Source organism: Photobacterium aquae, from assembly GCF_001029445.1.
GTDB lineage: Bacteria > Pseudomonadota > Gammaproteobacteria > Enterobacterales > Vibrionaceae > Photobacterium > Photobacterium aquae.
Map to the genome: position 1 here is coordinate 330,522 of NZ_LDOT01000006.1, position 24,761 is coordinate 355,282.

Below are 24,761 nucleotides of genomic sequence, written 5' to 3' on the forward strand. Positions count from 1 at the left end.
CCGAAGGCCACTTGCTCATGTTGGCATTTCTGCCATTTAAGCATTATGTTGCCTAAATTATTTGATCTTCTCGCGAGCCAATAGCTGAGAGGATACCACCAGCACCAGAGATACAATTAGCATAAGTGTAGCCAATGCATTTACTTCTGGTGAAATTCCAACTTTAACCATTGAATAAATCTTCAGTGGTAGGATTTCGTAAGTTGGACCGGTAACAAAAGAGCTCACAATCACATCATCTAGTGAGAGGGTGAAGCTCAGTAGCCAGCCTGCTGCAACCGCAGGTTTTGCCAATGGTAGGATAATCTGCTTTAAGATTACCCACTCACTTGCACCTAGGTCACGTGCTGCTTCAAGCATTTTCACATCGAAGCCGTTTAGTCGGCTGTAAACTGTTACCACAACAAATGGTAGACAGAATGTAATGTGTGCCAACAACAGTGTTAGGAAGCCAAGCTCAGCACCAACAAGGATAAACAAGGCCAGCAGAGAGATTGCCATCACGATATCTGGAGACATCATTACAACAAATAGCATCCCGTTGACAAAATGCTTACCGCGGAACTGGTAGCGGAAGAGGGCGACTGCCGTAAGGCTACCGATGATTGCCGCTGCCGTTGCTGAGAACACCGCAATATTTAGCGAGTGCCAAGCTGCCTGAACCAGGCTGTCATTGCTGACTAGTTGGTGATACCACTTGGTGGTAAAACCGCCCCATTTCATACCAAATTTGCTGGCATTAAATGAGTTAACAATCAGGATGATGATAGGGGCATACAGGAATGCGTATACCACCGACATAAAACTGAATTTAAATAGACGTCCCATTATTCCAGCTCCACTTTACGGTTCAACAACTTGCCAGCACGGTAGTAGGCATAGAGCATAATAGCCATGCTGATTGTCAACGCGATACTTGTCGCTGCGCCAAACGGCCAATCTCGGGCGTTCAGTACCTGACTCTTGATCACGTTACCGATTAGTAGGTTCTTCGCACCACCAAGAAGGTCAGATACATAGAACATACCTAGAGCAGGGAGTAGTACCAGCAAACAGCCTGCAATAATTCCCGGCATGGTTAATGGGAAGATAACCTTGATAAAGGTTTGAATCTTGTTTGCACCCAAGTCACGCGCCGCTTCAATGTAGTTGTTATCCAATTTCTCGATCGCCGAGTAAAGCGGTAACACCATAAATGGCAGCAGAATGTAAACCAGACCAACCATAACCGCATATTCGGTGTACATGATACGTAGCGGCTTGTCGATAATATCCAAGTACATCAGGCTCTTATTAAGGATACCTTGAGTACCTAGCATGATTTTCAGGCCGTAGGTACGGATCAGTGAGTTAGTCCAAAAAGGTACAATCACCAAAAACAACATAAATGGACGCCATTTTTCAGGCATCTTGGCAATCATGTAGGCAAATGGGTAGCCAATTGCTAAACAAAGCAGGGTAGCGACCAGAGCCATATAAAATGAGTGCCACATGACCTTCGCATAAAGCGGATCGAATAACCGGATGTAGTTGTCCAGTGTAAAGGTCATTTCGATCAGGTTGGCATCATCACGGGTCAGAAAACTGGTACCGATGATCATCAAGTTTGGTATGAAGACAAACAGCAACAACCAACTTACGATGATGGTAATGATGATGTTCTGAAGATTAAGCTTCTTGTTCATCTGCCAGCACCACTTCCCAGCTTTCTACCCAAGTAACCGCAACTTTCTGACCCAGAGAGTGGTCCACATCTGGATCGTCTTCGTTGAAGAATTCGCTAACCATGACTGAAGTACCTGATTCCAGTTCAACAACAGAATCTAGAGTCATGCCCTTATAGGTACGTTCACGGATATAACCGATTAGGCCATTGCCATCTTCGCCATTGTTGATTTCTTCTAGACGAATATCTTCAGGGCGAAGCATCACCTTGACTTTATCGCCAGAATTAACCGGAAGCTTGCAATGAATCATTGCGTGGCGACCTTCAACATTAGCCAATACACGGCTTTCGTCTAAACGTTCTTTAACGACGGCATCGAATACGTTGATTTCACCGATAAAGCGAGCAACAAACAGGTTAGCTGGCTCTTCGTAAATTTCACGAGGAGAACCATCCTGCTCAATGTTTCCTGAACGCATAACAATAATACGGTCAGACATTGATAGGGCTTCTTCCTGATCGTGAGTAACGAAGATGAAAGTAATCCCCAGTTTACGTTGTAGCTGCTTAAGTTCGATCTGCATCTGCTTACGCAGTTTGTAATCAAGCGCAGACAGTGATTCGTCAAGTAGCAGAACTTTTGGTTTGTTTACTACGGCACGGGCAATCGCAACACGTTGCTGCTGACCACCAGATAGCTGATGCGGTTTGCGAGGGGCAAACTTATCTAGCTGAACCATACGCAATGCTTCCATTACACGCGGTTCAATTTCGCTCTCAGCCACTTTTTGCATGCGTAGACCAAATGCAACGTTGTCAAACACTGTCATGTGCGGGAATAGCGCATAACTTTGGAAGACAGTATTAACGTTACGTTGCTCGGCAGGAATGTCGGTTACATCTTTGCCTGCGATAATGATCTGACCTGCGTCTGCATTTTCAAAACCTGCAATCAGCCTTAGTACAGTTGTCTTACCACAGCCAGATGGACCAAGGATGGTAAGGAATTCACCATCGTTTACATTCAAATCTAGGCCAGCGATGATTTGTTTACCATCAAAACTCTTACTCAGCCCTTTAAGCTGAATGACTGGCGCTTTATTGTTTTCTGCAGCGTTCAATTCTACGTGCTCTCCACCTAGGGGTTTCATAGATAATCCCCCCAACTGTTCGGATGAATTTAGGGGGCGCATGATAGACCCCTAAACGTTCAAATTAAAGCGTTTTTTTCCCTTTTTTTAGACAAATTTTGCACTAAAAGAAGGGCTGTCATTACCTCATGAAATAGCGTTACCTATACACACTAAAAAGTACTTAAAAATCAATGTCCAATTCGTATTCCTTGCGGAATAACGATTCATTAATCATAGTGTACTTGCTATAAGATGTTGTCACTGATTGGGATTATTCGCGCCTCGTTGAACAGAGTTTGAACGGCGGACTATTTATCTATCCTGTCTCTGTGTCGTACAATCTTTTGTTCTTGAATATGAAACTTAGTGGAAGCCATGAACAACAAAACATTCAAAATCGGCGGGTCGATTGAAAAAGCGTTGAAAGGTGAGATTGAATTACGCTCTTTAGACGTCCTGCAAGAAGCCTGGCGAATAACAGCGAAAAATTATTTTACGTTTGTTCCAGCCGTGATTGGTTTGTTCTTGGCACAAGTTGCATTGTTGCTGGTTGGCCTGCATGTACAGCTTGGGAGTGCCTCAGTGTTCTTCGATGCTGTAGTTAACGGGGGAGAGATTCCGGTTAATGTTATTGATGCCGGTTACATGGCCAATTTTTGGGCTGATGTTCTTAGCGCACCATTGTATGCCGGAGTTAGCATGATGGCGCTGAATCATGCGGTTGGTTTGCCGAGTAAGCCAACACAATTAGTGAAAGGATTTAGCTTTACGTTAGTTAGTATTATAACGGTATTGCTGGCATCGTCGATTCAAGGCATCGCAAGTAATCTACTGCCACCGATAGGGCTATTTTTGACGATGGCATTTAGCATGGCCATTATTTTGGTATGTGAGAAAAGAATATCGCCACTGAAGGCAATTCAGTTCTCTTTGCTAGCGACAATCCGTAAGTTGCTGCCATTTACTGCAATTTTTGTCGTTATCCTGACAATGTTTATTGTATCATTTGCTACGGCAGGTCTTGGCCTTATCTGGACGATTCCATTCTTTTTCAATGTAAAGGCCATTATCTACCGAAACCTTTTTGGCATAACACTACAAGTGACCAACGTTAAGAAAGGTCACGATGATGATGCTCCTGACGAACAGGAGGATCCTAAGGTTTTCAACGCGTGATAAAAAATAATAAAACAAAATCTATAGCTCTTATTGCATTTCTAACCAGCCTCACAGCCTGTGAGGACACTCCAAACAAGTCCCAGCCTTCAGAAGAATTGCCACTTGCTGCCGAGGCAGCAAGTAGCAAACCTGATTTTTCCGCCTATAAAGATGTTAAACAGAAAAAAGCGGCTTTCTTCGATTTTCTCCGCCCAGCGGTTATCCATGAGAATCAACGCATAGAGAAAGAACGCCAATTTCTTCTTGGTTTGGTTACAGCACTTGAGGCAGGCAAGCCTGTTGATGGTGAAGATTTGGCCTATGCCATTAAATTGGCTGCGGTATATAAACTGCCGGTTCAAGGTGACAGCGTCACACCTGAGTGGTTGTCAGAGGTTCTGATCCGAGTCGACACCTTGCCGCAAGAATTGGTACTTAGCCAAGCAGCTAATGAATCAGGTTGGGGTACGTCACGCTTTGCAGTTCAGGGGAACAACTATTTTGGTCAATGGTGTTATCGTAAGGGCTGCGGTTTAGTACCTTCTGCCCGTAATGACGGTGCCGACCATGAAGTAGCGGTATTTGCGACACCTTACTTGTCTGTTCAAGCCTATTTTAGCAACGTGAATACCAACCGTGCCTATAAAGAGTTGCGTGAAATTCGTGCCTCTCAAAGGCAGATGGGAGAAACGGTGACTGGAATTAAATTGGCTGAAGGACTGATTCGCTATTCAGAGCGCGGTAGTGCCTATGTAGAAGAGATACAGGCAATGATCCGCCATAATAATGAGTATTGGCGCCAAGGATAAAGGATGAGAGTACACCATTGGCTAATGGTTGGTTTGGTAGCGACGAGTGCAATTGTATATACAGGAAATGTTTCGGCTCAAGATATCCAGATCCGCTATAGCACTTTGTATGGTAAACTGAAGCAGAACGTTAAAGAAGGGCATGACGATGTCAAAATGGCGTTCTTCTTGTTAAACCAAAAAGATGGCTCTGTTTGTAAAGTACATCGTGGCTGGATGCAAAAAGACGAGCATTATGAAGCGTTGGTGATTCCGAGTTCTTACGAGCTGGATGTTCCTGTTGATAAAAATTTGCGTCAGGCGAACCCTGATGTGACTTTTGTTATTGATGATGGAATCACCTGTGATATGTCAATGCAGGTTATAGCAAAAGACCGTTTTTCAACAACGATGACGCAAGCTGATGTCACACGTTTAGTTCCTCAGATGCAAAGTTTGCTCTCTGATCTCGGTGGGATGTTTTCAGATTGGTTCATGCCAGAAGTCAGTGGTGTGGTTGTTCACCTTGCCGAACAGCCATTGGATTTTGTTCCTTTAGCAAATGGACAGCGTATTCCGGTTAACGAGAAAAAAGCCGTGATTAAGCTGTCTGATTTGGCTATTGATGAACAAATTACATTTCCCTCAAAGATTGTCAAAGTAACCCCTTGGTTGCCTAGAGACTAATCTTCATATTATGAAAACCCGAGCCATGCTCGGGTTTTTATTTGGGGGAAATAATTGCCATTGTTAATGGCACTAACTCGTGAGTAGCACCTGATTGATCTCTGTTTTTATATGGTCGGATTGAGTCCCAAAGATAGCTTGAAGGTTATCGCCAATCACTAAAACTTCACGAGCCCCCAGTTGTTTAATTCTTTTGATATCGGCTTGTTTGATGTCATGAAGGCTAACACGTAGGCGGGTAATGCACGCATCAACATTTTTAATATTACTCTTACCACCCAATGCGTTTATCAATTGTGCTGCCATCTCGTTGCCAATTTCAGCGACCTGACTAATTTCATCTTGCTCGTTTTCTCGCCCCGGTGTCATTAGGTTGAACTTAGTGATCATGAAGCGGAATATGCCGTAGTACATCACAGCCCATAGCGGACCAATTAAGATGAACAGCCAAGCATTGCTTGATAGAGGGTAGTAGATAAGGAAATCAATGGCGCCATGAGCAAAAGTGACACTGTGATGAATATCGAGAGCACTTACGATAGCAAACCCAATCCCAGTGAGAACACAGTGAATAACGTACAGTACCGGTGCTACAAACAGGAAGGAAAATTCCATCGGTTCAGTGATACCTGTTAGCCAAGATGTTAGTGCCGCAGAGGCCATTATACCGCCTACAAGAGCCCGTTTTTCTGGGCGGGCTGAGCGGTAAATCGCCAAGCCAATTGCAGGTAACGCCCACATGGAATACATATAGCCACCAGCGAGATTACCTGCCGTTGGGTCGCCCGCGAGATAACGTTGAATTTCCCCCTTGATGACTTCCCCTGTTTCTGGGTTTACATATTCACCAACTTCGAAAAAGAAGGGGACATTCCAGATATGGTGCAGGCCAAATGGGATCAGAGAGCGTTCGACGAAACCGTAGATACCAAATGCCAGCGTTGGATTTTGGTAGGCCGCCCAGTGGGAGAATTGATCGATCATATTACCGATTGGTGGCCAAACATAACTCATCATGATACCCAGAGCGATAGCAGCAATACCCGTAACTATAGGTACAAAGCGTTTACCAGCAAAAAAGCCCAAATATTCGGGTAATTTTATATTAAAGAAACGGTTATAGAGCATTGCTGCAATAGCACCGATAATGATGCCGCCAAATACGCCAGTGTTAATGGTTGGAATACCGATGACCGTTGCTGTTTCTATACCGTGAAGTTTTGCCATTACCCCCATTGTGGCCGTCAGGATGGCAAAGCCAACAGTTGCTGCCAAACCGGCAACACCATCGTTATCGCTTAGACCCAGAGCGACGCCTATTGCGAAAATGAGCGCTAAGTTACTAAATACCGCATCACCAGACATAGCCATAATGTCGGAGACAAGGTTGGGCATCCAGCTAAAATTAGCCGAACCTATCCCCAACAGTAACCCCGCTATTGGTAACACGGCCACGGGGAGCATTAGCGATCGCCCAATGCGTTGTAGAATACCGAAAGTTGTACTGAACATATTCATTATCCTTATGTGGTTATTCATGTTCAGTATGCAGACTACCGAATAATAAAATGCTGAAGGTTACATTTGGTTATTGCATTGTAAGAGGTTGCTTACAAATGAAGATAAAATTTTATCTCGGTCAAATTAATTAACTTGAAGGTTTTATATTTTAGCTGAGCTTTTATATAGATAGAGTGTGGTAATAAAAGAGAACCTACATGGATCAGAAAATAATACTGGTTGTTGATGATAGCGAAGAAATCAGGGAGGCACTCAGCGCCTATCTGAGTCGTTCTGGTTTTATGGTCATCACCGCTGCCGATGGTGATGAGATGTGGCAGAAAATCAGTAAAACAGCTCCGCATTTAATCATTTTAGATATCATGTTGCCCGGCGATGACGGCCTGACATTATGTGGCCAGCTTCGCCAGCATTCCCATGTGCCTATTATCATGTTAACAGCCGTATGCGAAGAGGCTGATCGAATTGCCGGATTAGAAATAGGAGCCGATGATTACATAACGAAAACGTTCAGCCCTCGAGAGTTGCTAGCTCGTATCAAAGCACTGCTTAGGCGCAGTCACTATCATACGAGCCAAGCAATCAGCCGTCGGATTGCCTTTCTTGATTGGACCTTTGATACCGTCAAACGTCAACTAATACACCGCACAGGCGAGGTTGTTCAACTGTCAGGGGCTGATTTTTCATTGTTAACACTACTTCTTCAATCACCCAATAAGGTAATTAGTCGTGATCATATAGCGCAATGTGTCTGGGGGCGGGATGCTGAACCCATGGAGCGTGGGATCGATGTACAAATTAGCCGGATAAGAAAGCATCTTCATGACCACCAGCGGTCTATTATTCTGACGATCAGAAATAAAGGCTATATGTTGGCGGTTGAATATGTACAAGAATTATGAAATTTAGAAGCGGTAAAATCGGATTTTTTGATTCAATAACGTTTCGTTTGAGTAGCACACTTTTAATTGTGATTGTTATTGCCGAGCTTGTTGCTGGCGCTGTATGGTATTTTGATAATGAAGAAGTAAAAAAAAATAATGCCAATAAGATCATTCATACCATGGTTGATTCTGTTATAGAGACCTATCAATATTTCCAATTGCTTCCTGTTAATTACCGTCATTTGATATTGAATCAATTAATGGATGCCGGCGGTAGCCGTTTTTTTATTTCGATCAATAATCGCTATATTCCGAATGAAAACGTCACCGATTTACCATTGACTAATTGGCTGTCGGATGTTGCTGCTGCATCATTGCGTGAAAAACTAAAATCACCGCCCAATATCGCGGTTGCCGTGACCCAACGTGAGTCGGTTAGGGTGTTTAATTCTGCGCTTCAACTTGATGAGCTACCAGAGATCTGGACCAAGTATAGTTTGGTGCTTGGAGAGCTAGACTTGCCGATTTTAGTCATTCAAATTCAGCTCTCGCCTCAAGAGTGGTTCTATATAGCATCAGTACTGCCTATTCCGTTTTCCTCGCTGTCTACGTCGTTTATGGAGGCAAGGCAGTTGGTATTCCTCGCATTGACCTCTTTGCTACTGATGTTGTGTACCGCCTGGTTATTACAACGTGAGTTCCGGCCTATACGTGCTTTGGCCAAAGCTGCAACGTTGATGGGAACGCAGCTGTCGGTGATGGCGATTGATGAATCGGGTAGCAGGGAAACGCGCGCCGCCGTACATGCATTCAATAAAATGAACAATCGCGTTAAATCCTATATCCGTGATCGGGAAATGCTCTTTAGTGCCATATCGCATGATTTGAAGACACCGCTAGCGGCATTAAAACTACGTACCGAGATGCTAGAGGATGAGGCGGTGAAAGAACGCTTTGAAAAATTGCTCAATGAAGTGGAGATGATGACAAACGGGGCACTACAGTGCATCCGGGAAACAGACATTCACGAGGACCCAATTGATATCGATATTGAAGAGCTTCTTATGGGATGTGCGGATCATTTTAATCGGCAGGAGACGCTTGTTGAATTGGCTGACGATATTGCCAATATCCCTAGCTACATGGGTAAACCCGTTGCGATAAAACGTTGTATATACAATGTGATTGAAAATGGCGTGAAGTATGGTCGCAATGTATCGGTTTCCTTTAATGAGACGGCTAAAAGCTTGATTTTAAATGTTAGAGATTACGGCCCTGGCATTGATCCAAAGTTACTAGAAAAAGTCTTTGAACCTTATTACAGGGTACATCCCAATGATGCCAATGGAAGTGGGTTAGGGTTAACGATAGCAAGAAGCATAGCCCGTACTCACGGGGGGGATTTGCAGATAAAGAATCATTCGCAAGGCGGACTCGAAGTGTCAATCCAGCTATCGAAGGAGCTGTAATGAAAACTATTAGCTGGCTGATTCTAATCAGTACCATGTATGTAAGTGTTGTACATGCCCAGCAAGAACTACAGTTTTTGCATTGGTGGACATCAAAAGGAGAAGTTGATGCCGCCAATGAAGTGGCTGTACAGCTTGGAAAGCATGACATTGTGCTGGCAAGCGTGGCTGTGCCTGGCGGTGGGGGAAAAATGGCCAAATCGATACTTCAAGCAAGGGCAATAGCGGGTAACCCGCCAGATATGGTACAGCTAGAAGGGCCCGCTATTAAATCCTGGGCTGCGTTGGGGTTTCTGCACAATGTTAACCCTGTTGCTAATGAAGCGCATTGGGATCGAAAGTTACCATTAACAATAAGGGATATTCATAAACTCAATAATGAATACGTTGCCTTGCCGGTGACAATTCATCGTTTGAATTGGTTATGGATCCATACGCCACTACTGAAAAGGCTAGGGCTGTCTGTTCCGCAAACATGGCCTCAGGTCGTCAAGACGTTCAAGGTAGTAAAACAGCGGGGGATTGCCCCCTTAGCGATGGGCAATGAACCTTGGCAGGTTGTTCAACTTTTTGAAAACATAGCTTTTGGCTTAGGTGGGCCGAGCTATTATCGAAAAGCATTTATTGAAATGGATGAAGCAACGCTGACAAGCCAGATAACCTACGATGCGTTAACTATATTTAGGCAAATTAGTGAAATCGTGTTGCCTGACATGACGAAACAGCGCTGGGAAGAAGCGACGCGATCATTGATGGCAGGTGAACGTGTATTTCAGATCTCTGGCGATTGGGTCGCAGGGGAGCTCATGGCTCTAAATGGCGAGTTCCCATCGTTTATCCAATGTCATGTTGCCCCTGCATATCAATCTGGCTTTATTTATAATATTGATAGTTTTGCCTTTTTCAAGAAACCCACCTTTGGTGCCGAGCAGGCATTAGCTGTTGCAAATCTGCTCTCTGACCCTCATTTTTTATCTAAATTCAACCAACGTAAAGGTTCAATTCCTGCCTTCCGTGATGTATCTGTCGAGGGGTTCAATTCTTGTTCGCTAAAAGCGAGAGATGACTTTTTGGCGAGTGAGAAAACCGGCACATTAATGCCTAGTATTATTGATTCGATGGCAGTGAGTTCGGTGATCGAAAAAGCCGTTTCTAGTGAACTCTTCCGTTTCTTCAATGATCCATCAATGACTCCCGATGATGTCATCTTGCACATGCAAAATGTGAAGGTGGGTATGCACATGTAACAAAACGTGTATTTTCTTCTGCGAATTTAAAAAAAACTGATTCATCGCAATTCATTTTGCCGGTTTAGCTATGATACTTGCCTGCGAATTGATTTTTATCGAACATTACGAGTGGGATATGGAACAGCTAATTGAGCGATTTTTACGATACGTACGCTTTGAAACTCAATCAAATTCTGCCAATGCCCAGTGTCCAAGTACTGAAGGACAGCGTGTATTAGCACAGCAGCTCAAAGATGAGTTGATTGAACTAGGTTTGGCTGATGTCAGCTTGGATGACAACGGTTATGTGATGGCTCGTTTGCCATCGAATGTGGAGCATGACGTTCCTGCTATTGGTTTTATTGCCCATATGGATACAGCGATGGATGCATCGGGCAAAAATGTGAAACCACAAATTGTTGAGAATTATCAAGGTGGTGATATTGCTCTGGGTGTTGGTGATGAAGTGCTATCGCCGATTCAATACCCAGACCTCAACAAGCTGCACGGACATAACATCATCACTACTGATGGGACAACCTTGCTAGGTGCTGATAACAAAGCGGGTATTGCTGAAATTATTACAGCTGCGGCTTACCTGATTGCCCATCCAGAAATTAAACACGGCGATATATGTATTGGTTTTACACCCGATGAGGAAATCGGGCGCGGCGCGAATCTTTTCGATGTTGAGAAGTTCAATGCGCAGTGGGCTTATACTATTGATGGCGGCCCGGTTGGTGAGCTAGAGTTTGAAAACTTCAATGCTTCTTCGGCTTATGTGACTTGCCATGGTGTCAATGTGCACCCAGGCACAGCCAAAGACAAAATGATCAACGCCATGAATATTGCGGCTCAATTCCAAGTGACTATGCCGGCTGAAGAAACACCTGAATGTACTGAAGGGTACGAAGGTTTCTTCCATCTTGTCTCGATGGAGCCAAGCGTAGCCAAAACTAAGTTGCACTATATCCTACGTGATTTTGATTCAGAAGGCTTAGAAAGACGTAAGACACTGATCCAAGAGAAAGTAGATGCACTAAATACTCGTTTGGATAAAGGCCGCGTTAGCCTAGAAATCGTTGATTGTTATTCAAACATGCGTGAAATGGTTGAGCCACATCCACACATTATTGAATTTGCCAAGCAAGCGATGATTGAGTGTGATGTAAAGCCGGTTATTAAACCAATCCGGGGCGGTACAGATGGTGCGCGTCTATCTTTCAAAGGCTTACCGTGCCCGAACATTTTCACTGGAGGTTATAACTTCCACGGTATTCATGAATTTATTACAGTAGAAGGCATGGAGCAGGCTGTAAAAGTGATTGTGAAGCTGGCTGAAAATACCGCAAAAAACTACGCATAAGCGTAGGGTTCTTTGCCTTGCATTGTGAATGCAAATAGCAAATAAAGGAACGCCCTGACAGATTGTCAGGGCGTTTTTGTTAGTCTTTATCGTAGAGCTTTGCTTGATCTTGAATTTCGGTGTGTTTTTCTAGTTCGTCAACCATCCAGTTATTCAAATGTTTGATAATTGCTGTGATGGCATGCTGCTTAGTACCTTTTTCATCATCAGTAATATCTAACTGCTGCTTGGCATGGAGTCCGGTTTGATCTTCAGCGATGTGTAGCCAATCTGGGTGCCAGTAAAAACTATGGCCTTCATCGGTGATCCAGTTATGCACACCGCAAGATTCCCCTTTGTAGTTCAAATCTTTTGCTTCGTATCTCATGATGTCGCTCCTAAGCCATATCTTTTATATCATCAATAGTATATACCCATGAAGGATACTCAACCTGTGGCATTGGTCACGAAAATGAGTGCTATTGTCGAGGGCGTTCTTGTATAAGTGTGAGTTGAATTGGACGAGCATAAGAATCCCTGACCAAAAAGGATTGGCCAGGGGAGGAGATCAGTTGAGGTATCGTGCGATTAAATGTTCTTTAAAGTACGAAGCATTAAGGCTTTCGCCCGTTGCATCTATTAAAATTTGCTCAGTTGATACTGTTGACCCTCGTTTCCATACATGGCGGTCGAGCCAGTTAAAAATCGGTTGAAGATTGCGCTCACGGATCAAATTAGCAACATTCATTTCTTTCGACATGGCAGCCATAAATTGGGCTGCATACATGGCCCCCAGTGTATAAGAGGGGAAATAGCCAAAGCTGCCAAAACTCCAGTGGATATCTTGCATACAGCCATCAGTAAAGTTTCCTTTAGTTGATAATCCGAGGTATTCAGACATTTTCCTGTCCCATAACTCCGGAATATCGGCAACATTTATATGGCCGTTAATTAAATCGCGTTCTATTTCATAGCGCAGAATAACATGAGCTGGATAGGTGACTTCGTCGGCATCAACACGAATATATCCAGGTGTGACTCGTGTATTGAGCAGTGTCAGGTTTTCGGCTGTGATTGCGGGATCATCGATGCGGTTAAACTGTTCAGCGGCAGCAGGGGCGATGAGCTCAATGAAGTTTTCGCTACGAGATATTTGCATTTCGAAAAATAGGCTTTGTGATTCATGGATTCCCATTGAGCGGGCTTTCCCTACCGGTAAGCCTGACCATTTTTCGGGTAAACCTTGTTCGTAGCGTGCATGGCCCGTTTCATGAATAACGCCCATAAGCGCTGAAGTAAAATCATTTTCATCATAGCGGGTTGTTATACGTACATCGGTCGGCACTCCGCCACAGAACGGGTGAGTACTGATATCCAGCCTTCCATGATTGAAATCGAAACCGAGTTTTTCCATCATCGCTAAACTTAGCTGTTGTTGCTGCGCCACAGGAAAGGGGCCTAGAGGAAGGATAACCTGATCATGAATTTGTTTTTCTTGGATTTGCTCAATCAACTCAGGTAACCAGCTTTTTACCTCATCGAAAAGAATATCAAGTTGCTTGCTGGTCATTCCCGGCTCGTACAGATCAAGCAAGGCATCGTAACGGCTTAGTCCTGTCGCATCTGCGCGTATCTGTGCTTCTTGGCGGGCAAGTTTTACGACTTTTTCTAAGTTGGTACTATAACTCTGCCAATCATTTTTACCACGTTGACTGCGCCATGCATGCTCACACTTATTTGCGGCAAGCGATTGGGCTTCGACAAGGTCGCTAGGCAGCAAGTTAGCTTGTTGCCATTGACGTTTCATCTCAATGACGCTGGCGCGTTGCTCTTTCGATAGGGGTTCTCTGTCAACTTCCGAGAACCATACTTTGAGTTTGATATCAGTTGCTTGTTGATGATGAAGAACGGCTAACTCTGCTAATGCTTCAGAACGGGCTTGGTTACCTCCTTCTGGCATCATTGTTGCTTGGTCCCAGCGGCATATTGCGGCAAGGTGCTCTAGCTTCGCCATCTTTTTATAATGCTGTTCTAATTGTTGATAAAAAGTCATTACCCATCCTTATGTTGACTTGTATCAGAAAACACCACTGTAAACCTTTCTTATGGTATTTTTCAACAAGCCCGATAAATAGAGAAGCAAAATATACGCATGATAATGCATTAAGAGGGTTGCTGTTCTTTGTGTGAAGTACGCCCCATAAATTAATATTATTGACCTCAGGCCGTGGTTCTATTCTCAGAGTAGATGTAAACGAATTTACAATATCGTAAGACTTCGTAAAGCTAACAAAAGATAACCATTTACTTGGTTATACTGCGTTAAGTTTAATTGCTGTAATGAACCTTAGTGGCTAAAGAAAATGAAAAGGAAATTGACTTCTCTTGTTACTGCCTTCGCTGTCAGTTCTGCTTTAATTGCCAGCCAAGCCGCCATTGCGGCGCCTACTGTTGTGCCTGATGCGCCAACATTGGGTGCTAAAGGCTATGTATTGATGGATTACCATACCGGTAAGGTGTTGGTAGAAAAGAATGCGCATGAGCGCCTGAACCCGGCTAGCTTGACTAAGCTGATGACCAGTTATGTGGCCGGTCAAGAAATGAAGCAAGGAAATATCAGCGAGGAAGACTTAGTGGTCATCAGCCGCAATGCCTGGGCTCGCAATTTTCCTGATTCATCGAAAATGTTCATAGAGGTAAACACCGAAGTGAATATGATGGATCTGTATAGAGGGCTGATAATTCAATCGGGTAATGATGCCAGTGTTGCTATCGCAGAGCATGTGGCTGGTTCGGAAGGTGCATTCGTCAGCTTGATGAATTCTTGGGCCAAAAAGCTGAATATGCATAATACATCATTTGCCAACCCTCATGGTCTTGATAGTAATGAGTTATATACCACGCCTTATGATATTGCTTTGCTGGGGCAGGCTTTAATCAATGATCTGCCTAATATCTATAAGCTTTATAGCGAGCGTTCGTTCACTTATAACAATATTACGCAACGTAACCGCAATGGCTTGCTTGGAGATCGAAGCCTTAATGTTGATGGAATGAAAACCGGTTATACCAGTGGTGCTGGGTACAGTTTGGCCAGCTCGGCGACTGAAGGCAATATGCGTTTGATATCTGTCGTTATGGGGTCAAGCAGTACCAAAAGCCGTGAAGCTGAAAGTAAACAGCTATTGAATTATGGTTTCCGTTTTTACCAGACATTGACACCGCATAAGAAAGGAGAGGAGCTTCTTAATGAGAAGATTTGGATGGGAAATACCAGTGAGATTTCACTAGGTACGATGGACGACACATACGTGACCCTGTCACGAAATGATGCGAAAAAACTCAATGCAAGCGTTGAATTAAACGGCGATTTGGTTGCTCCTATTAATAAGGGGGATGTGGTCGGCAATATCTTCTATGAAGTCGACGGCAAAGAAATTGCACAAGTACCGCTGGTTGCATTGGAGTCGGTTGATGAGGGGAGTTTCTTCGGCCGAATTATTGACTACATCAAGATGTTTTTCTTGAGTTTGTTTAAATAACCCATTAGTTATCACCGACACTCATACCATAGAGCCGCTCTGCGGCTCTTTTTGGTTATAAGTAATTTTATGAATCTGTCATGGTGAAGCAACTTGACGATCAAGATCTGTTTCAACCGCAAAGAAAAATCCGTATAATCCACGCCCTATAAAGAATCCACTTAGGAAATCTACAGTCGACGTAGTCGATAGTGTGAGAAGTCGTAATGAATCAGACAGATACAAGAAAAGAGACACTTGAATTCAACAAACTCCAGAAACGCCTGCGGAGAAATGTTGGCAATGCCATTATTGATTACAGCATGATTGAAGAAAATGATGTTGTTATGGCATGTATCAGTGGTGGCAAAGATTCATTTGCGATGCTCGATATCCTATTGAATCTACAAAAGGCTGCACCGATTAAGTTTGATGTTGTTGCTGTTAACCTAGATCAGAAGCAGCCAGGTTTTCCTGAGCACATTTTGCCTCAATACTTTGAAAGCCTGAACATTCCTTACTACATCGTAGATAAAGACACTTACTCTGTAGTTAAAGAGAAGGTGCCGGAAGGTAAAACGACTTGTGGCCTGTGTTCTCGACTACGTCGTGGTACGCTGTACTCGTTTGCTGAGAAAATCGGTGCAACGAAAATTGCACTTGGTCACCATCTGGATGACATCGTGGAGACGCTATTCCTTAATATGTTCCACGGCTCTCGCATGAAAGCGATGCCACCAAAACTGCGTTCTGACGATGGTCGAAATGTGGTTATTCGTCCTCTGACGTACTGTCGTGAAAAAGATCTGATCAAATACGCTGAGCACAAAGAATTCCCGATTATTCCTTGTAACCTATGCGGTTCTCAAGAAAACCTTCAGCGTCAGGCAATTAAAGCGATGCTGATTGATTGGGATAAGAAAACACCGGGCCGAGTTGAGAATATCTTTAAGTCAATTCAGAACGTTAGCCCAAGTCAGCTTGCAGATAAGTCCATTTTTGATTTTATCAATCTGCCGCTGGATCGCGAAGGCGATCGTGAAGAGTATGAGTTCAATGAAGCCGTTGTTTCATCAACCAATATCGATGAATCAATGTTTATTGATGTAACAAACATCTAATAATGGCTTGGGTCGGGAAGGGGCATATCTGCCTCTTCCCTGATTTTCTCTATCTTCTGCAATACCATACATTCTCCGCCTGCCTTCCAAACTTGATAAATTCTGTACAATAAAGCAGGTATAGTCCTGATTTATCAGTTATATTTATCATTCACAACGTCTTTTTCTTTCCATCATAAAGAGCTGTATTTTTTATGCGTTTATTTTCATCTCGCCAATCACAAATGGCCCTATTGGGGGTATGTGTTGCGGTATTTCTGAATGGTTGTTCTGCCCAACAATCAGAAAAGCTCGGAATGAGAAGTGGCACGGTTACTAAAACACCCCAGCAAATGACCAATCTTGAAATCTGTGAAACTTATGCCTACGGACGTAAATCGACACAAAGCCGATTTGCTATTGCCAGTGAATGGAGTCGCAGAGGGATAAGTAAAAAATACTGCGAAAAAATTCGCGGTGAATTGTTTGTGACGAGTGTAGTGAAAAAACTTGCTGATATGGAAGAGAAGCCCGATAGCCGTACGGTTAAACCTGTTCAGTCTGTAAAGTTTAGGTAGTGACAAAATGCACCAAGCCCCACTTAAATTAAAGTGGGGCTTGTTTGGTTCTATTCAAGAGTAGGGCTTAAAGGGCTGACATAGCCATCTGGTTTTAACGCTAATAAATCACAATTTAGCTGGTCTATGATATGTTCTGCAGTATTCCCGATAAAGACTGCGGACAGCCCGGTTCGACCTGTTGTTCCTAGTACAACAATTTTCGCATCAAGATCGGCGGCCATTTGAGGAATAATATCTTCAGGTAGTCCTTCAAGGACATGCGTTTGCTCTTCAGGCAACCCATGTTTGTGACGCAATGCTTTCATTGATTTTAAATGATGACCACGAACAGCATCTGTGTAAGAAGCAGGATCAAACTCCGGCAACTCAATGGTGATGTTGACAGGGGTAGCTGGGTAAGCATTAACTAAATTTAGTTCTGCATTCAGTAAGGTAGAGACAGCCTTGCCTTCATTAACGATTTTATCGTTGAGGTGTTCGTGGGTTTCATCGTCGGCAGCAAGGTTGACGCAACTTAAGATTTTCCCGTTTTCTGGCCAGCTGTGATCTTTCACTAACAGCACAGGGCAAGGACACTTTCGCAGTAAATGCCAGTCCGTTGGTGTAAAAATGACAGCCCCTAGTTTGTCATGGTCATGGGTTGCCTTAATGATCATGTTGTGATTTTTGCTAAATACTTCGGCGATAATTGCTTCGTAAGGACGGTTGTGCCACACCACCGTTAACTCAATCTTGAAACCTTCTTCAACATAAGGGCGAATAATGTCTTTTAGCCATGCTTCGCGCTGCATGACAACACCCCGACGCATGGCCTGTCGTTCGTCCGCTGACAGCATCGATGTCATTTCATAGGAAAAATCGTAAATAGCCAAAAAGAGGGTAATTGTCACATCCTCTGCATTTCGGGCAAGGTGAATAGCCCGAGACAATGCTGGTTGATGGTCTTGAGCCGGATCGGCAACAACGAGAATATTGTTGTATTTGTTCATAACTTGCCCCCTTACACCTAATGTGCTGGCAAATAGTCAATGAAAACCGCTATAAAGCTGTAGAAACTGCCTGAGTTTACGGTATTTTTACCCTCAAGCATGTAACCAATTGGTAACAATGTTGTCTGAGTTAGTAATAATAACTGTAACGTATTGGAAAGGAGAAGGGGAGGATAGGCGAAGAGTTAATACAAAAAAAGTGATACGGCTCATAGCTCGTATCACTTTTTGTGGAGGTTGAAGGCGTCAGCGTGTTAGCAAGCGGCGCTCTTATTAACTCCAGCAAGTTTGGCTAGTGCTTCATGGTCAAGGATTGTGATGTATTTACCTTTAACACTTAGCATTTCTGATTTTTGGAAACGGCCTAGTAGGCGACTGATTGTTTCAACAGTAAGTCCTAGGTAATTACCAATATCACCACGAGTCATGGTTAGACGGAATTCGCGAGGCGAAAAACCGCGCTGAGAAAAACGCAGTGATAGATTGTACAAGAATGCAGCCAAACGTTCTTCGGCATTTTTCTTGGACAGCAATAGGATCATCTCCTGATCACCTTTGATTTCATTGCTCATCAAACGCATGATTTGTTGACGCAGTTTTGGCATTTTCCCTGACAGGTCATCCAAAATTTCAAATGGGATCTCACAAACCATCGATGTCTCTAGCGATTGTGCAAAGCTAGGGTGCATCATTTCGTTAATCGCATCAAAGCCAACTAAGTCACCGGCAAGGTGGAAGGCAGTGATCTGCTCGTCGCCTTGCTCTGTGATGGTGTAACTTTTGATCGTGCCTGAACGAATAGCATAGAGCGATTTAAGCTCATCACCAGCCTTGAAAAGCTCTTGGCCTTTCTGGATTGGTTTCTTACGTTCAATAATTTGATCTAACTGATCTAATTCAGACTCATTCAGCGTAAATGGGATGCACAACTGACTGATACTACAATCCTGACAGTGGATTGCACATCCGCCTGATTGGATACGTTTGGTTGTAAGTTTGTCTGAAATCATAAGCCTGTCTAACCAATTTGATGTAGGTCAATATTTTAACATAATATGAATCATTATGACGAGTATTAAAAATGACTACATTAGTTGTTTGATTGCTATATAACCAGTATGAACGCCATACGACAATAACAGCAAGGCGCTTGCACGCCTAAAGTAGAGGTTACGTAAAACTAGTTGCAGTTGCTGGGCCATCGTTCCTACGGCCAGCATCGCAGGGAGTGTGCCTAGGCCAAAAGCCAGCATGACAAGCCCCCCCGACAGGGCACTACCAGAAACAGCAGCCCAACTAAGGGTTGAATAGACAAGCCCACATGGTAACCATCCCCAAAGAATACCAAAAGGAAGGGCTGCTATTGGAGAGGATAGCGGTAACATTTTATTGGCTTTAGGGCCAATAAAACGCCATAAGAATTGACCGACTCGCTCTACTTTACTAACTGCTAACCACCATTGCCCGATGTACAAACCTAATAAAATCATCATGATAGCAGCAATTAAACGCAGGTAGACTAACGCGCTACTGTAACCACTGAAATCAGCTAGCTGGGAAAATGTACCTCCGATAATCCCACCAGCAAGCATGTAAGATAGCAAACGGCCTATGTTATAGAAAGCGAGATAGGGCCAGCGTTGTTGTTGCTGTTTCTGTGGCATCCCCAAAGTAATGGCTGCAGCTATTCCGCCACACATCCCTAGGCAATGCCCAGCCCCCATCAGGCCGATGGCAAATGCTGCGTAGAAATCAATGTTCATCTTTATGCTTTTCTTTGGATGATGTCGTTTTTGTAGGTTTTTTTATCGGATCGTTTTCATCAAATAGTATGTCATACCCTTGACGCTCAAGATCTTCGAACTGTTCGTTGCGTACCGCCCAGATAAAAATGCCAACGGCAACGCAGACTAAAATGATCGCAATTGGTATTAACAAGTAAAGACTAGCCATGTTCTTTTAATAACCTTAAAGAATTTGACACAACAATGATCGAGCTAGCAGACATTCCGACAACCGCGATATAAGGTGCCACAAAACCGGCAACAGCAAGAGGCAGTATGATTAAATTGTACCCTAAAGCCCATGCTAGGTTTTCACGGATGATTTTCCGAGTTTTCAGTGCCAGTTGGCGAGCCTTAAGCAGGCGAGAAAGCTGATCGCCAAGCAGAACCATATCTGCGGATGATTTAGCAACATCGGTACCGCCACCCATTGCCACAGACAAATGCGCACCGGCCAGAACCGGAGCATCATTGACGCCGTCTCCTACCATTAGTGCCACATCTCGATCATCAAGGCTGCGTAGATATTCGAGCTTTCCTTTAGGACTAGCCCCTGCGATGAGGTTGTCAACGTTGAGCTTCTCGGCAACGGTTTGTGCTGCCGTGGAATGATCACCCGTTAACATCGTTACTTTAATACCAGCTGCTTGAAATTGCTTTATAAGTTCAGCACTGTCTTCACGAATTGGATCATCGAGCTTAAATGCGGCGACCGGTGAGCCATTGCAACTCAGCCAAACCTGAAATTGTTCTGCTTCGGTAAGGTTAAGTGTGTCGAGTGTCTCGGTGTCTAGCGCGAAACTTACTTTGCCTATTTTCCATTGCTGTTCATTAAGAGCACCAACTAATCCGCTACCGATATCGTTTTCAACGTGGCTAAATAGGGGGCTTTCAGCCCTAAAAGTTGCAAATGCTTTGGCTATCGGGTGATTGGCAAAACGCTCAAGCTCCGCAGCCAATTGTGTGACGTATTCTTTTGAATGATGAGTAAATACCAGTGTTTCAACAATACGTATATTGCCTTCGGTAACAGTACCGGTTTTATCTATGACTAACTGGTTAACATTGCATAGTGTTTCAAGAACGTGTCCCCGGCGAAGCAATATTCCCAAACGGCCTAGACTTGATGTAGAGCATGTTAGTGCGGTGGGTGTTGCTAAGGATAGGGCACAAGGGCAGGTTGCAACAAGAACGGCAAGGGTGATCCACAGTGCATCGTCAGGTTTTTGTTGATGCCAGTAAAGCCATGTACCGGCTGAAATAATTAAGATGGCAGCCACAAAGTAGCGGGCAACAATATCAGCGACTTCAGCAACTTTGGGTTTGGATACTTGCGCTTCGTCTTGCAATCGGACGATATTGGAGATCAAAGAGTTTTGTCTGTCCTGAATTACTTTGAGTGTAATGTTGCCTTCTCCATTGATCGTGCCGGCATAAACGGTGTCACCAATATGTCGGACAACAGGCATGGGTTCCCCTGTTAGCATTGATTCATCAATTGCTGTTTGCCCCGCGGTGATTACCCCGTCAGCGGGTAGGCTTTCACCTGGTAAAATTGTGACGGTGTCACCTATTTTTAATGTTTTGGCCGCAATTTGCGATCCATCTTCTAATGTTGCCATTGCCGGTACTAATTTGAGTAAGTTGGCGCTGGCTGCGGCAGCATGTCGTCGAGCCCGCATTTCGAGAAATCGGCCCAGCAACAAAAAAAAGGTGAACATGGCGATGGACTCGAAGAATACTTCACCTTTTTCCATAACAGTAGCGTATAGGCTGGCAACATAAGCAAAGAGCAGTGCTATCGAAACCGGAACATCCATGCCGAGTGTTTTAGCTCTGAGATTACGCCAAGCGTTAAGATAAAATGGCAGTGCTGAATAAAGAAGTACGGGGGTTGCGAAAATCAGACTAACCCAACGTAAGTAACTTTTGAACTCGGCATCGAGATCCCCAAATATCTCGAAATATAGTGCTACGGCTAACATCATCACCTGCATAGTGGCAATACCCGCAATACCTAACCGGTAGAGGTATGTTTTCATTGTTTGGTGATACATTTGTTCGTGCGCATCGGCTTCAAAGGGCGCGGCTTTATAGCCAAGTCGATGGATAACACTAAGTAGATGACTCAGCTTTGCTTGCTTGGGATCCCAGCTTAATAGTGCACGGTGAGTAGTCGTATTTACGCGAATTGAACGCACACCGTCTTCGCGCATCAGTTGTTTTTCAATCAACCATGCACACGCTGCACATGATACGCCGTCTAATGATAACGTGGCTTCTTTATCATTCCCGGTATTGCGGACAAAATCCTGTTGAATTTCATCATGATCATAGAGTAATAACGACTGTAATTGTTGAGGTACAAGATCGGCTTTTTCAGCAGGGGCAGTGCGGTATTGATAATAAGAGGTTAGGCCGCTTTCAACAATCGTCGTGGCAACAGCCTCGCAACCAGGGCAACACATTTCGCGCATTTCCCCTAGTATTTCTACTTGATGGCAGCATCCCTGTGGAACAGGATCGCCGCAGTGATAACAGTCTTTAGTCATTCCTTGTTCTGCCCGTACAGCGAAATCGGGTCGGATGTAGGAAGGTTTACCTGACCTTGCAACATCCAGTCTCCTGCAAATGGTTCTACTTCTACAAACCAAGGGCCTTCAAGGGGCAATTGAGATTCGAAGCGATAAGTTCCTGATAAATCAGCACTGACCATTTGTGTAAAGTCTTTATCAGCCAGAGTACGGTGTGTGAAGGTTACCCGCAAGTTTGGATTGTTATCTAGCTCGCCTTTATTGAAATAGACGGTGATTTCCTTGGATTGAACGGCGACTTTAGCTTTGAGGTTTAGTGCGTCAGCCACCCGTAGACGAGACAAATCAAGATTGATGGCTTTGCCTTTTTTGTAGTAGTCCTCAGCCACAAGGTCGACCTTGTTTTGTGAAAAAATATAGACGGCAGTTAGGCTATAACAAATTGAAATGGCAGGGATGGCAAAGACGAACCAAGGCCAAAACTGCTTATACCATGGCTTTCCCATAAGAAATTACCTATAACACTTTGAAGGAAGGAGCCCCTGAAGATAACAGGGGCTGGTTGCGTATTTATTGCTTATCTTGCTCGTTGCTTAAACCCCAAACATAGGCTGAGATCAGTTGGATTTTTTCTTCACCTAGGATGTCTTTCCATGCTGGCATCACACCGTGGCGACCATGAGCAATGGTTGCTTCAACCGCACGACGGGATCCGCCGTACAACCAAGTATTATCAGTGAGATCCGGGGCGCCAAATGCTGGGTTACCCTTGCCATCTGTACCATGACATGCTGCACAAACAACAAATTTCTGTTTTCCTGCTGCTGCCTCTTTGGCATTCACACTTCTACCTGACATGCTTAGTACATAGGTAGTCACCTCAGAAACACCGTCTTTGCCTAATGAGTCTATCCATCCAGGCATAACGCCTTGCCTGCCATCCATGATGGTTGTTTTAATGGCTTCGGCTTCACCGCCATATAGCCATGCACCATCAGAAAGGTTAGGGTAGCCAAGTTGGCCTCGCGCATCTGAACCATGGCACTGGGCACAGTTTTGTAAAAACAGACGCTGGCCAACTTTGATGGCTTCGCTGTCACCGGCAATATCAGTTATTGGTCGTAGTGACGAGCCCGATGCATCAAATGCCAATGTATTGAAGGTCTCTCCGTAGCGAGCGTCGGCATCTCCGAGTTCCTTGGCATATTGATTAAGGCGCTTTTCATTTTGTGCTTTATCGATGGCTTCTTGGGAAGCGGCAAGGGACCGAACTGTTTGATCTGAACTTTGCCATCCTAAGAATCCTTTATAACTGCCTAATCCTGGGTAGAGGAATAGGTAGAGCAGGCCAAAGATCAATGTTCCCCAAAACATGTAGGACCACCATTTCGGCAGCGGGTTATTGATTTCACGAATACCGTCATATTCGTGCCCCATATCTTCCCCGTCTTCGACACCCATTTTGTCTTTGCTGCACCAAATCAATAGTGCGGCAATACCAGCTAGGGTGCCTAGGGTGATAATTGTTATCCATAGACTCCAAAACGTCGTCATGCTTCCTAGCTCCTGTCATTCTCGCGAGTCGCCACATCGTTATCTTCGTCGGCAAAAACTAAGTTTGCCGCTTCTTCAAAGCGTGACTTCTGGCGTTTACTGTAGGCCCATATAACAATACCGATAAAGCTACCGAACAGGATCAGTGTCCAAATGCTATGAATGGTTCCAATATCCACGGTGCCTCCTTACTTCATGGCATGGCCGAGTGACTGAAGATAGGCAATAATTGCATCCATCTCAGTCTTGCCTTTAACCTCAGCCCCGGCATTTTCGACTTGTTCTTCGGTATAAGGCACTCCGAACGTATCACGGAAGACGGCGAGTTTTTTAGACGTTAACTTGCCATCAAGCACGTTTTCTTCCAACCAAGGGAAAGCCGGCATGTTGGATTCAGGTACAACTGCGCGTGGGTCACGCAAGTGAACACGATGCCAATCATCAGAGTAACGTCCGCCGACACGAGCTAGATCCGGACCTGTACGTTTGGAACCCCAAAGAAATGGGTGTTCCCAAACACTTTCACCAGCAACAGAGTAGTGACCGTAGCGCTCTGTTTCTGACCGGAACGGACGGATCATCTGACTGTGGCAGACATTGCATCCTTCACGAATATAAATATCACGTCCTTCCATTTCCAAAGCAGTATAGGGACGAAGGTTTTCAACAGGCTCTGTTGTTTGGTCTTGATAAAGTAGGGGGGTAATTTCAACCAGCGCTCCGAAACTGATTGCAATAACAATCAGAATGGCGAGCAGGCCAACATTTTTTTCTACGATATCATGACGGTTATTTGAATTATTAGCCATTCTCAAACT

General features: G+C 44.2%; 25 protein-coding genes. 10 read left to right on the forward strand and 15 right to left on the reverse strand.

Annotation, left to right across the window (positions count from 1 at the left end):
- Positions 1 to 57: 57 nt before the first annotated feature.
- From potC to potA, 3 genes are read right to left on the reverse strand one after another with little or no spacing between them, the layout of a single operon-like run.
- Complete coding sequence (gene potC / locus ABT56_RS06945) at positions 58 to 828, reverse strand: spermidine/putrescine ABC transporter permease PotC (RefSeq protein WP_047878117.1); 771 nt, start codon at positions 826 to 828, stop codon at positions 58 to 60.
- Positions 828 to 1,685 (reverse strand): spermidine/putrescine ABC transporter permease PotB, encoded by an 858-nt coding sequence (gene potB / locus ABT56_RS06950; RefSeq protein ID WP_047878118.1) that lies wholly within the window; start codon positions 1,683 to 1,685, stop codon positions 828 to 830. Before potB ends, potC begins: the two co-directional genes overlap by 1 nt.
- Positions 1,669 to 2,817, reverse strand: a complete 1,149-nt coding sequence (potA, locus tag ABT56_RS06955) for a spermidine/putrescine ABC transporter ATP-binding protein PotA (RefSeq protein ID WP_420835120.1) — start codon at positions 2,815 to 2,817, stop codon at positions 1,669 to 1,671. The genes potB and potA overlap by 17 nt, the downstream gene beginning before the upstream one ends.
- A 357-nt stretch (positions 2,818 to 3,174) precedes the next feature.
- On the opposite strand from potA, the gene ABT56_RS06960 reads away from it, so the two are divergent.
- From ABT56_RS06960 to ABT56_RS06970, 3 genes are read left to right on the forward strand one after another with little or no spacing between them, the layout of a single operon-like run.
- Positions 3,175 to 3,975 (forward strand): membrane protein, encoded by an 801-nt coding sequence (locus ABT56_RS06960; protein ID WP_047878182.1) that lies wholly within the window; start codon positions 3,175 to 3,177, stop codon positions 3,973 to 3,975.
- A complete protein-coding gene (locus tag ABT56_RS06965) occupies positions 3,972 to 4,766 on the forward strand; it encodes a glucosaminidase domain-containing protein (protein ID WP_053062401.1) in 795 nt (264 codons plus the stop codon). The genes ABT56_RS06960 and ABT56_RS06965 overlap by 4 nt, the downstream gene beginning before the upstream one ends.
- 3 nt (positions 4,767 to 4,769) lie before the next feature.
- A complete protein-coding gene (locus ABT56_RS06970) occupies positions 4,770 to 5,432 on the forward strand; it encodes a DUF2987 domain-containing protein (RefSeq protein WP_047878119.1) in 663 nt (220 codons plus the stop codon).
- A gap of 72 nt (positions 5,433 to 5,504) precedes the next feature.
- Here the strand turns inward: ABT56_RS06970 and ptsG are convergent, their stop codons facing one another.
- Positions 5,505 to 6,944 carry a glucose-specific PTS transporter subunit IIBC gene (gene ptsG / locus ABT56_RS06975; protein WP_047878120.1) on the reverse strand — a complete coding sequence of 480 codons (1,440 nt, stop codon included), beginning with the start codon at positions 6,942 to 6,944 and terminating at the stop codon, positions 5,505 to 5,507.
- 206 nt (positions 6,945 to 7,150) lie between these two features.
- On the opposite strand from ptsG, the gene ABT56_RS06980 reads away from it, so the two are divergent.
- The 4 genes from ABT56_RS06980 to pepT all read left to right on the forward strand — a co-directional run bounded on the left by ABT56_RS06980 (position 7,151) and on the right by pepT (position 11,901).
- Positions 7,151 to 7,855: a response regulator gene (locus tag ABT56_RS06980; protein ID WP_047878121.1), complete on the forward strand. Its 705-nt coding sequence runs from the start codon at positions 7,151 to 7,153 to the stop codon at positions 7,853 to 7,855.
- Positions 7,852 to 9,306, forward strand: a complete 1,455-nt coding sequence (locus tag ABT56_RS06985; protein ID WP_047878122.1) for an ATP-binding protein — start codon at positions 7,852 to 7,854, stop codon at positions 9,304 to 9,306. The genes ABT56_RS06980 and ABT56_RS06985 overlap by 4 nt, the downstream gene beginning before the upstream one ends.
- A complete protein-coding gene (locus ABT56_RS06990) occupies positions 9,306 to 10,553 on the forward strand; it encodes an ABC transporter substrate-binding protein (RefSeq protein ID WP_047878123.1) in 1,248 nt (415 codons plus the stop codon). The genes ABT56_RS06985 and ABT56_RS06990 overlap by 1 nt, the downstream gene beginning before the upstream one ends.
- Before the next feature lie 118 nt (positions 10,554 to 10,671).
- Positions 10,672 to 11,901: a peptidase T gene (gene pepT / locus ABT56_RS06995; RefSeq protein WP_047878184.1), complete on the forward strand. Its 1,230-nt coding sequence runs from the start codon at positions 10,672 to 10,674 to the stop codon at positions 11,899 to 11,901.
- A gap of 79 nt (positions 11,902 to 11,980) precedes the next feature.
- On the opposite strand, the gene ABT56_RS07000 is transcribed toward pepT, so the two are convergent.
- Together ABT56_RS07000 and ABT56_RS07005 are read right to left on the reverse strand one after the other, a co-directional pair.
- Positions 11,981 to 12,271 carry a hypothetical protein gene (locus tag ABT56_RS07000; protein ID WP_047878124.1) on the reverse strand — a complete coding sequence of 97 codons (291 nt, stop codon included), beginning with the start codon at positions 12,269 to 12,271 and terminating at the stop codon, positions 11,981 to 11,983.
- 177 nt (positions 12,272 to 12,448) lie between these two features.
- On the reverse strand, positions 12,449 to 13,933 hold the full coding sequence (locus ABT56_RS07005) for a carboxypeptidase M32 (RefSeq protein ID WP_047878125.1): 1,485 nt from the start codon (positions 13,931 to 13,933) through the stop codon (positions 12,449 to 12,451).
- Between the two features lie 310 nt (positions 13,934 to 14,243).
- Between ABT56_RS07005 and ABT56_RS07010 the strand changes: the two genes are divergently transcribed.
- The 3 genes from ABT56_RS07010 to ABT56_RS07020 all read left to right on the forward strand — a co-directional run bounded on the left by ABT56_RS07010 (position 14,244) and on the right by ABT56_RS07020 (position 17,079).
- Complete coding sequence (locus tag ABT56_RS07010) at positions 14,244 to 15,422, forward strand: D-alanyl-D-alanine carboxypeptidase family protein (RefSeq protein ID WP_047878126.1); 1,179 nt, start codon at positions 14,244 to 14,246, stop codon at positions 15,420 to 15,422.
- Positions 15,423 to 15,628: 206 nt separating this feature from the next.
- On the forward strand, positions 15,629 to 16,522 hold the full coding sequence (ttcA, locus tag ABT56_RS07015) for a tRNA 2-thiocytidine(32) synthetase TtcA (protein ID WP_047878127.1): 894 nt from the start codon (positions 15,629 to 15,631) through the stop codon (positions 16,520 to 16,522).
- Positions 16,523 to 16,716: 194 nt separating this feature from the next.
- Positions 16,717 to 17,079, forward strand: coding sequence for a hypothetical protein (locus ABT56_RS07020; protein WP_240478271.1), 363 nt, complete (start codon positions 16,717 to 16,719; stop codon positions 17,077 to 17,079).
- A gap of 50 nt (positions 17,080 to 17,129) precedes the next feature.
- Here the strand turns inward: ABT56_RS07020 and uspE are convergent, their stop codons facing one another.
- The 9 genes from uspE to ccoO form a co-directional block, all read right to left on the reverse strand.
- Positions 17,130 to 18,071, reverse strand: a complete 942-nt coding sequence (uspE, locus tag ABT56_RS07025; protein ID WP_047878128.1) for a universal stress protein UspE — start codon at positions 18,069 to 18,071, stop codon at positions 17,130 to 17,132.
- A 254-nt stretch (positions 18,072 to 18,325) separates the two neighbouring features.
- Complete coding sequence (locus ABT56_RS07030; protein WP_047878129.1) at positions 18,326 to 19,081, reverse strand: FNR family transcription factor; 756 nt, start codon at positions 19,079 to 19,081, stop codon at positions 18,326 to 18,328.
- A 75-nt stretch (positions 19,082 to 19,156) separates the two neighbouring features.
- Positions 19,157 to 19,834, reverse strand: coding sequence for a sulfite exporter TauE/SafE family protein (locus tag ABT56_RS07035; RefSeq protein ID WP_047878130.1), 678 nt, complete (start codon positions 19,832 to 19,834; stop codon positions 19,157 to 19,159).
- A complete protein-coding gene (ccoS, locus tag ABT56_RS07040; protein ID WP_047878131.1) occupies positions 19,824 to 20,024 on the reverse strand; it encodes a cbb3-type cytochrome oxidase assembly protein CcoS in 201 nt (66 codons plus the stop codon). The genes ABT56_RS07035 and ccoS overlap by 11 nt, the downstream gene beginning before the upstream one ends.
- Positions 20,017 to 22,407 carry a heavy metal translocating P-type ATPase gene (locus ABT56_RS07045; RefSeq protein WP_047878132.1) on the reverse strand — a complete coding sequence of 797 codons (2,391 nt, stop codon included), beginning with the start codon at positions 22,405 to 22,407 and terminating at the stop codon, positions 20,017 to 20,019. The genes ccoS and ABT56_RS07045 overlap by 8 nt, the downstream gene beginning before the upstream one ends.
- Positions 22,404 to 22,895, reverse strand: a complete 492-nt coding sequence (locus ABT56_RS07050; RefSeq protein ID WP_047878133.1) for a FixH family protein — start codon at positions 22,893 to 22,895, stop codon at positions 22,404 to 22,406. The genes ABT56_RS07045 and ABT56_RS07050 overlap by 4 nt, the downstream gene beginning before the upstream one ends.
- 64 nt (positions 22,896 to 22,959) lie before the next feature.
- A complete protein-coding gene (gene ccoP / locus ABT56_RS07055) occupies positions 22,960 to 23,943 on the reverse strand; it encodes a cytochrome-c oxidase, cbb3-type subunit III (protein ID WP_047878134.1) in 984 nt (327 codons plus the stop codon).
- A gap of 5 nt (positions 23,944 to 23,948) precedes the next feature.
- Positions 23,949 to 24,122, reverse strand: a complete 174-nt coding sequence (locus ABT56_RS07060; RefSeq protein ID WP_047878135.1) for a cbb3-type cytochrome oxidase subunit 3 — start codon at positions 24,120 to 24,122, stop codon at positions 23,949 to 23,951.
- A gap of 9 nt (positions 24,123 to 24,131) precedes the next feature.
- Complete coding sequence (ccoO, locus tag ABT56_RS07065) at positions 24,132 to 24,752, reverse strand: cytochrome-c oxidase, cbb3-type subunit II (protein ID WP_047878136.1); 621 nt, start codon at positions 24,750 to 24,752, stop codon at positions 24,132 to 24,134.
- Between the last annotated feature and the right edge of the window lie 9 nt (positions 24,753 to 24,761).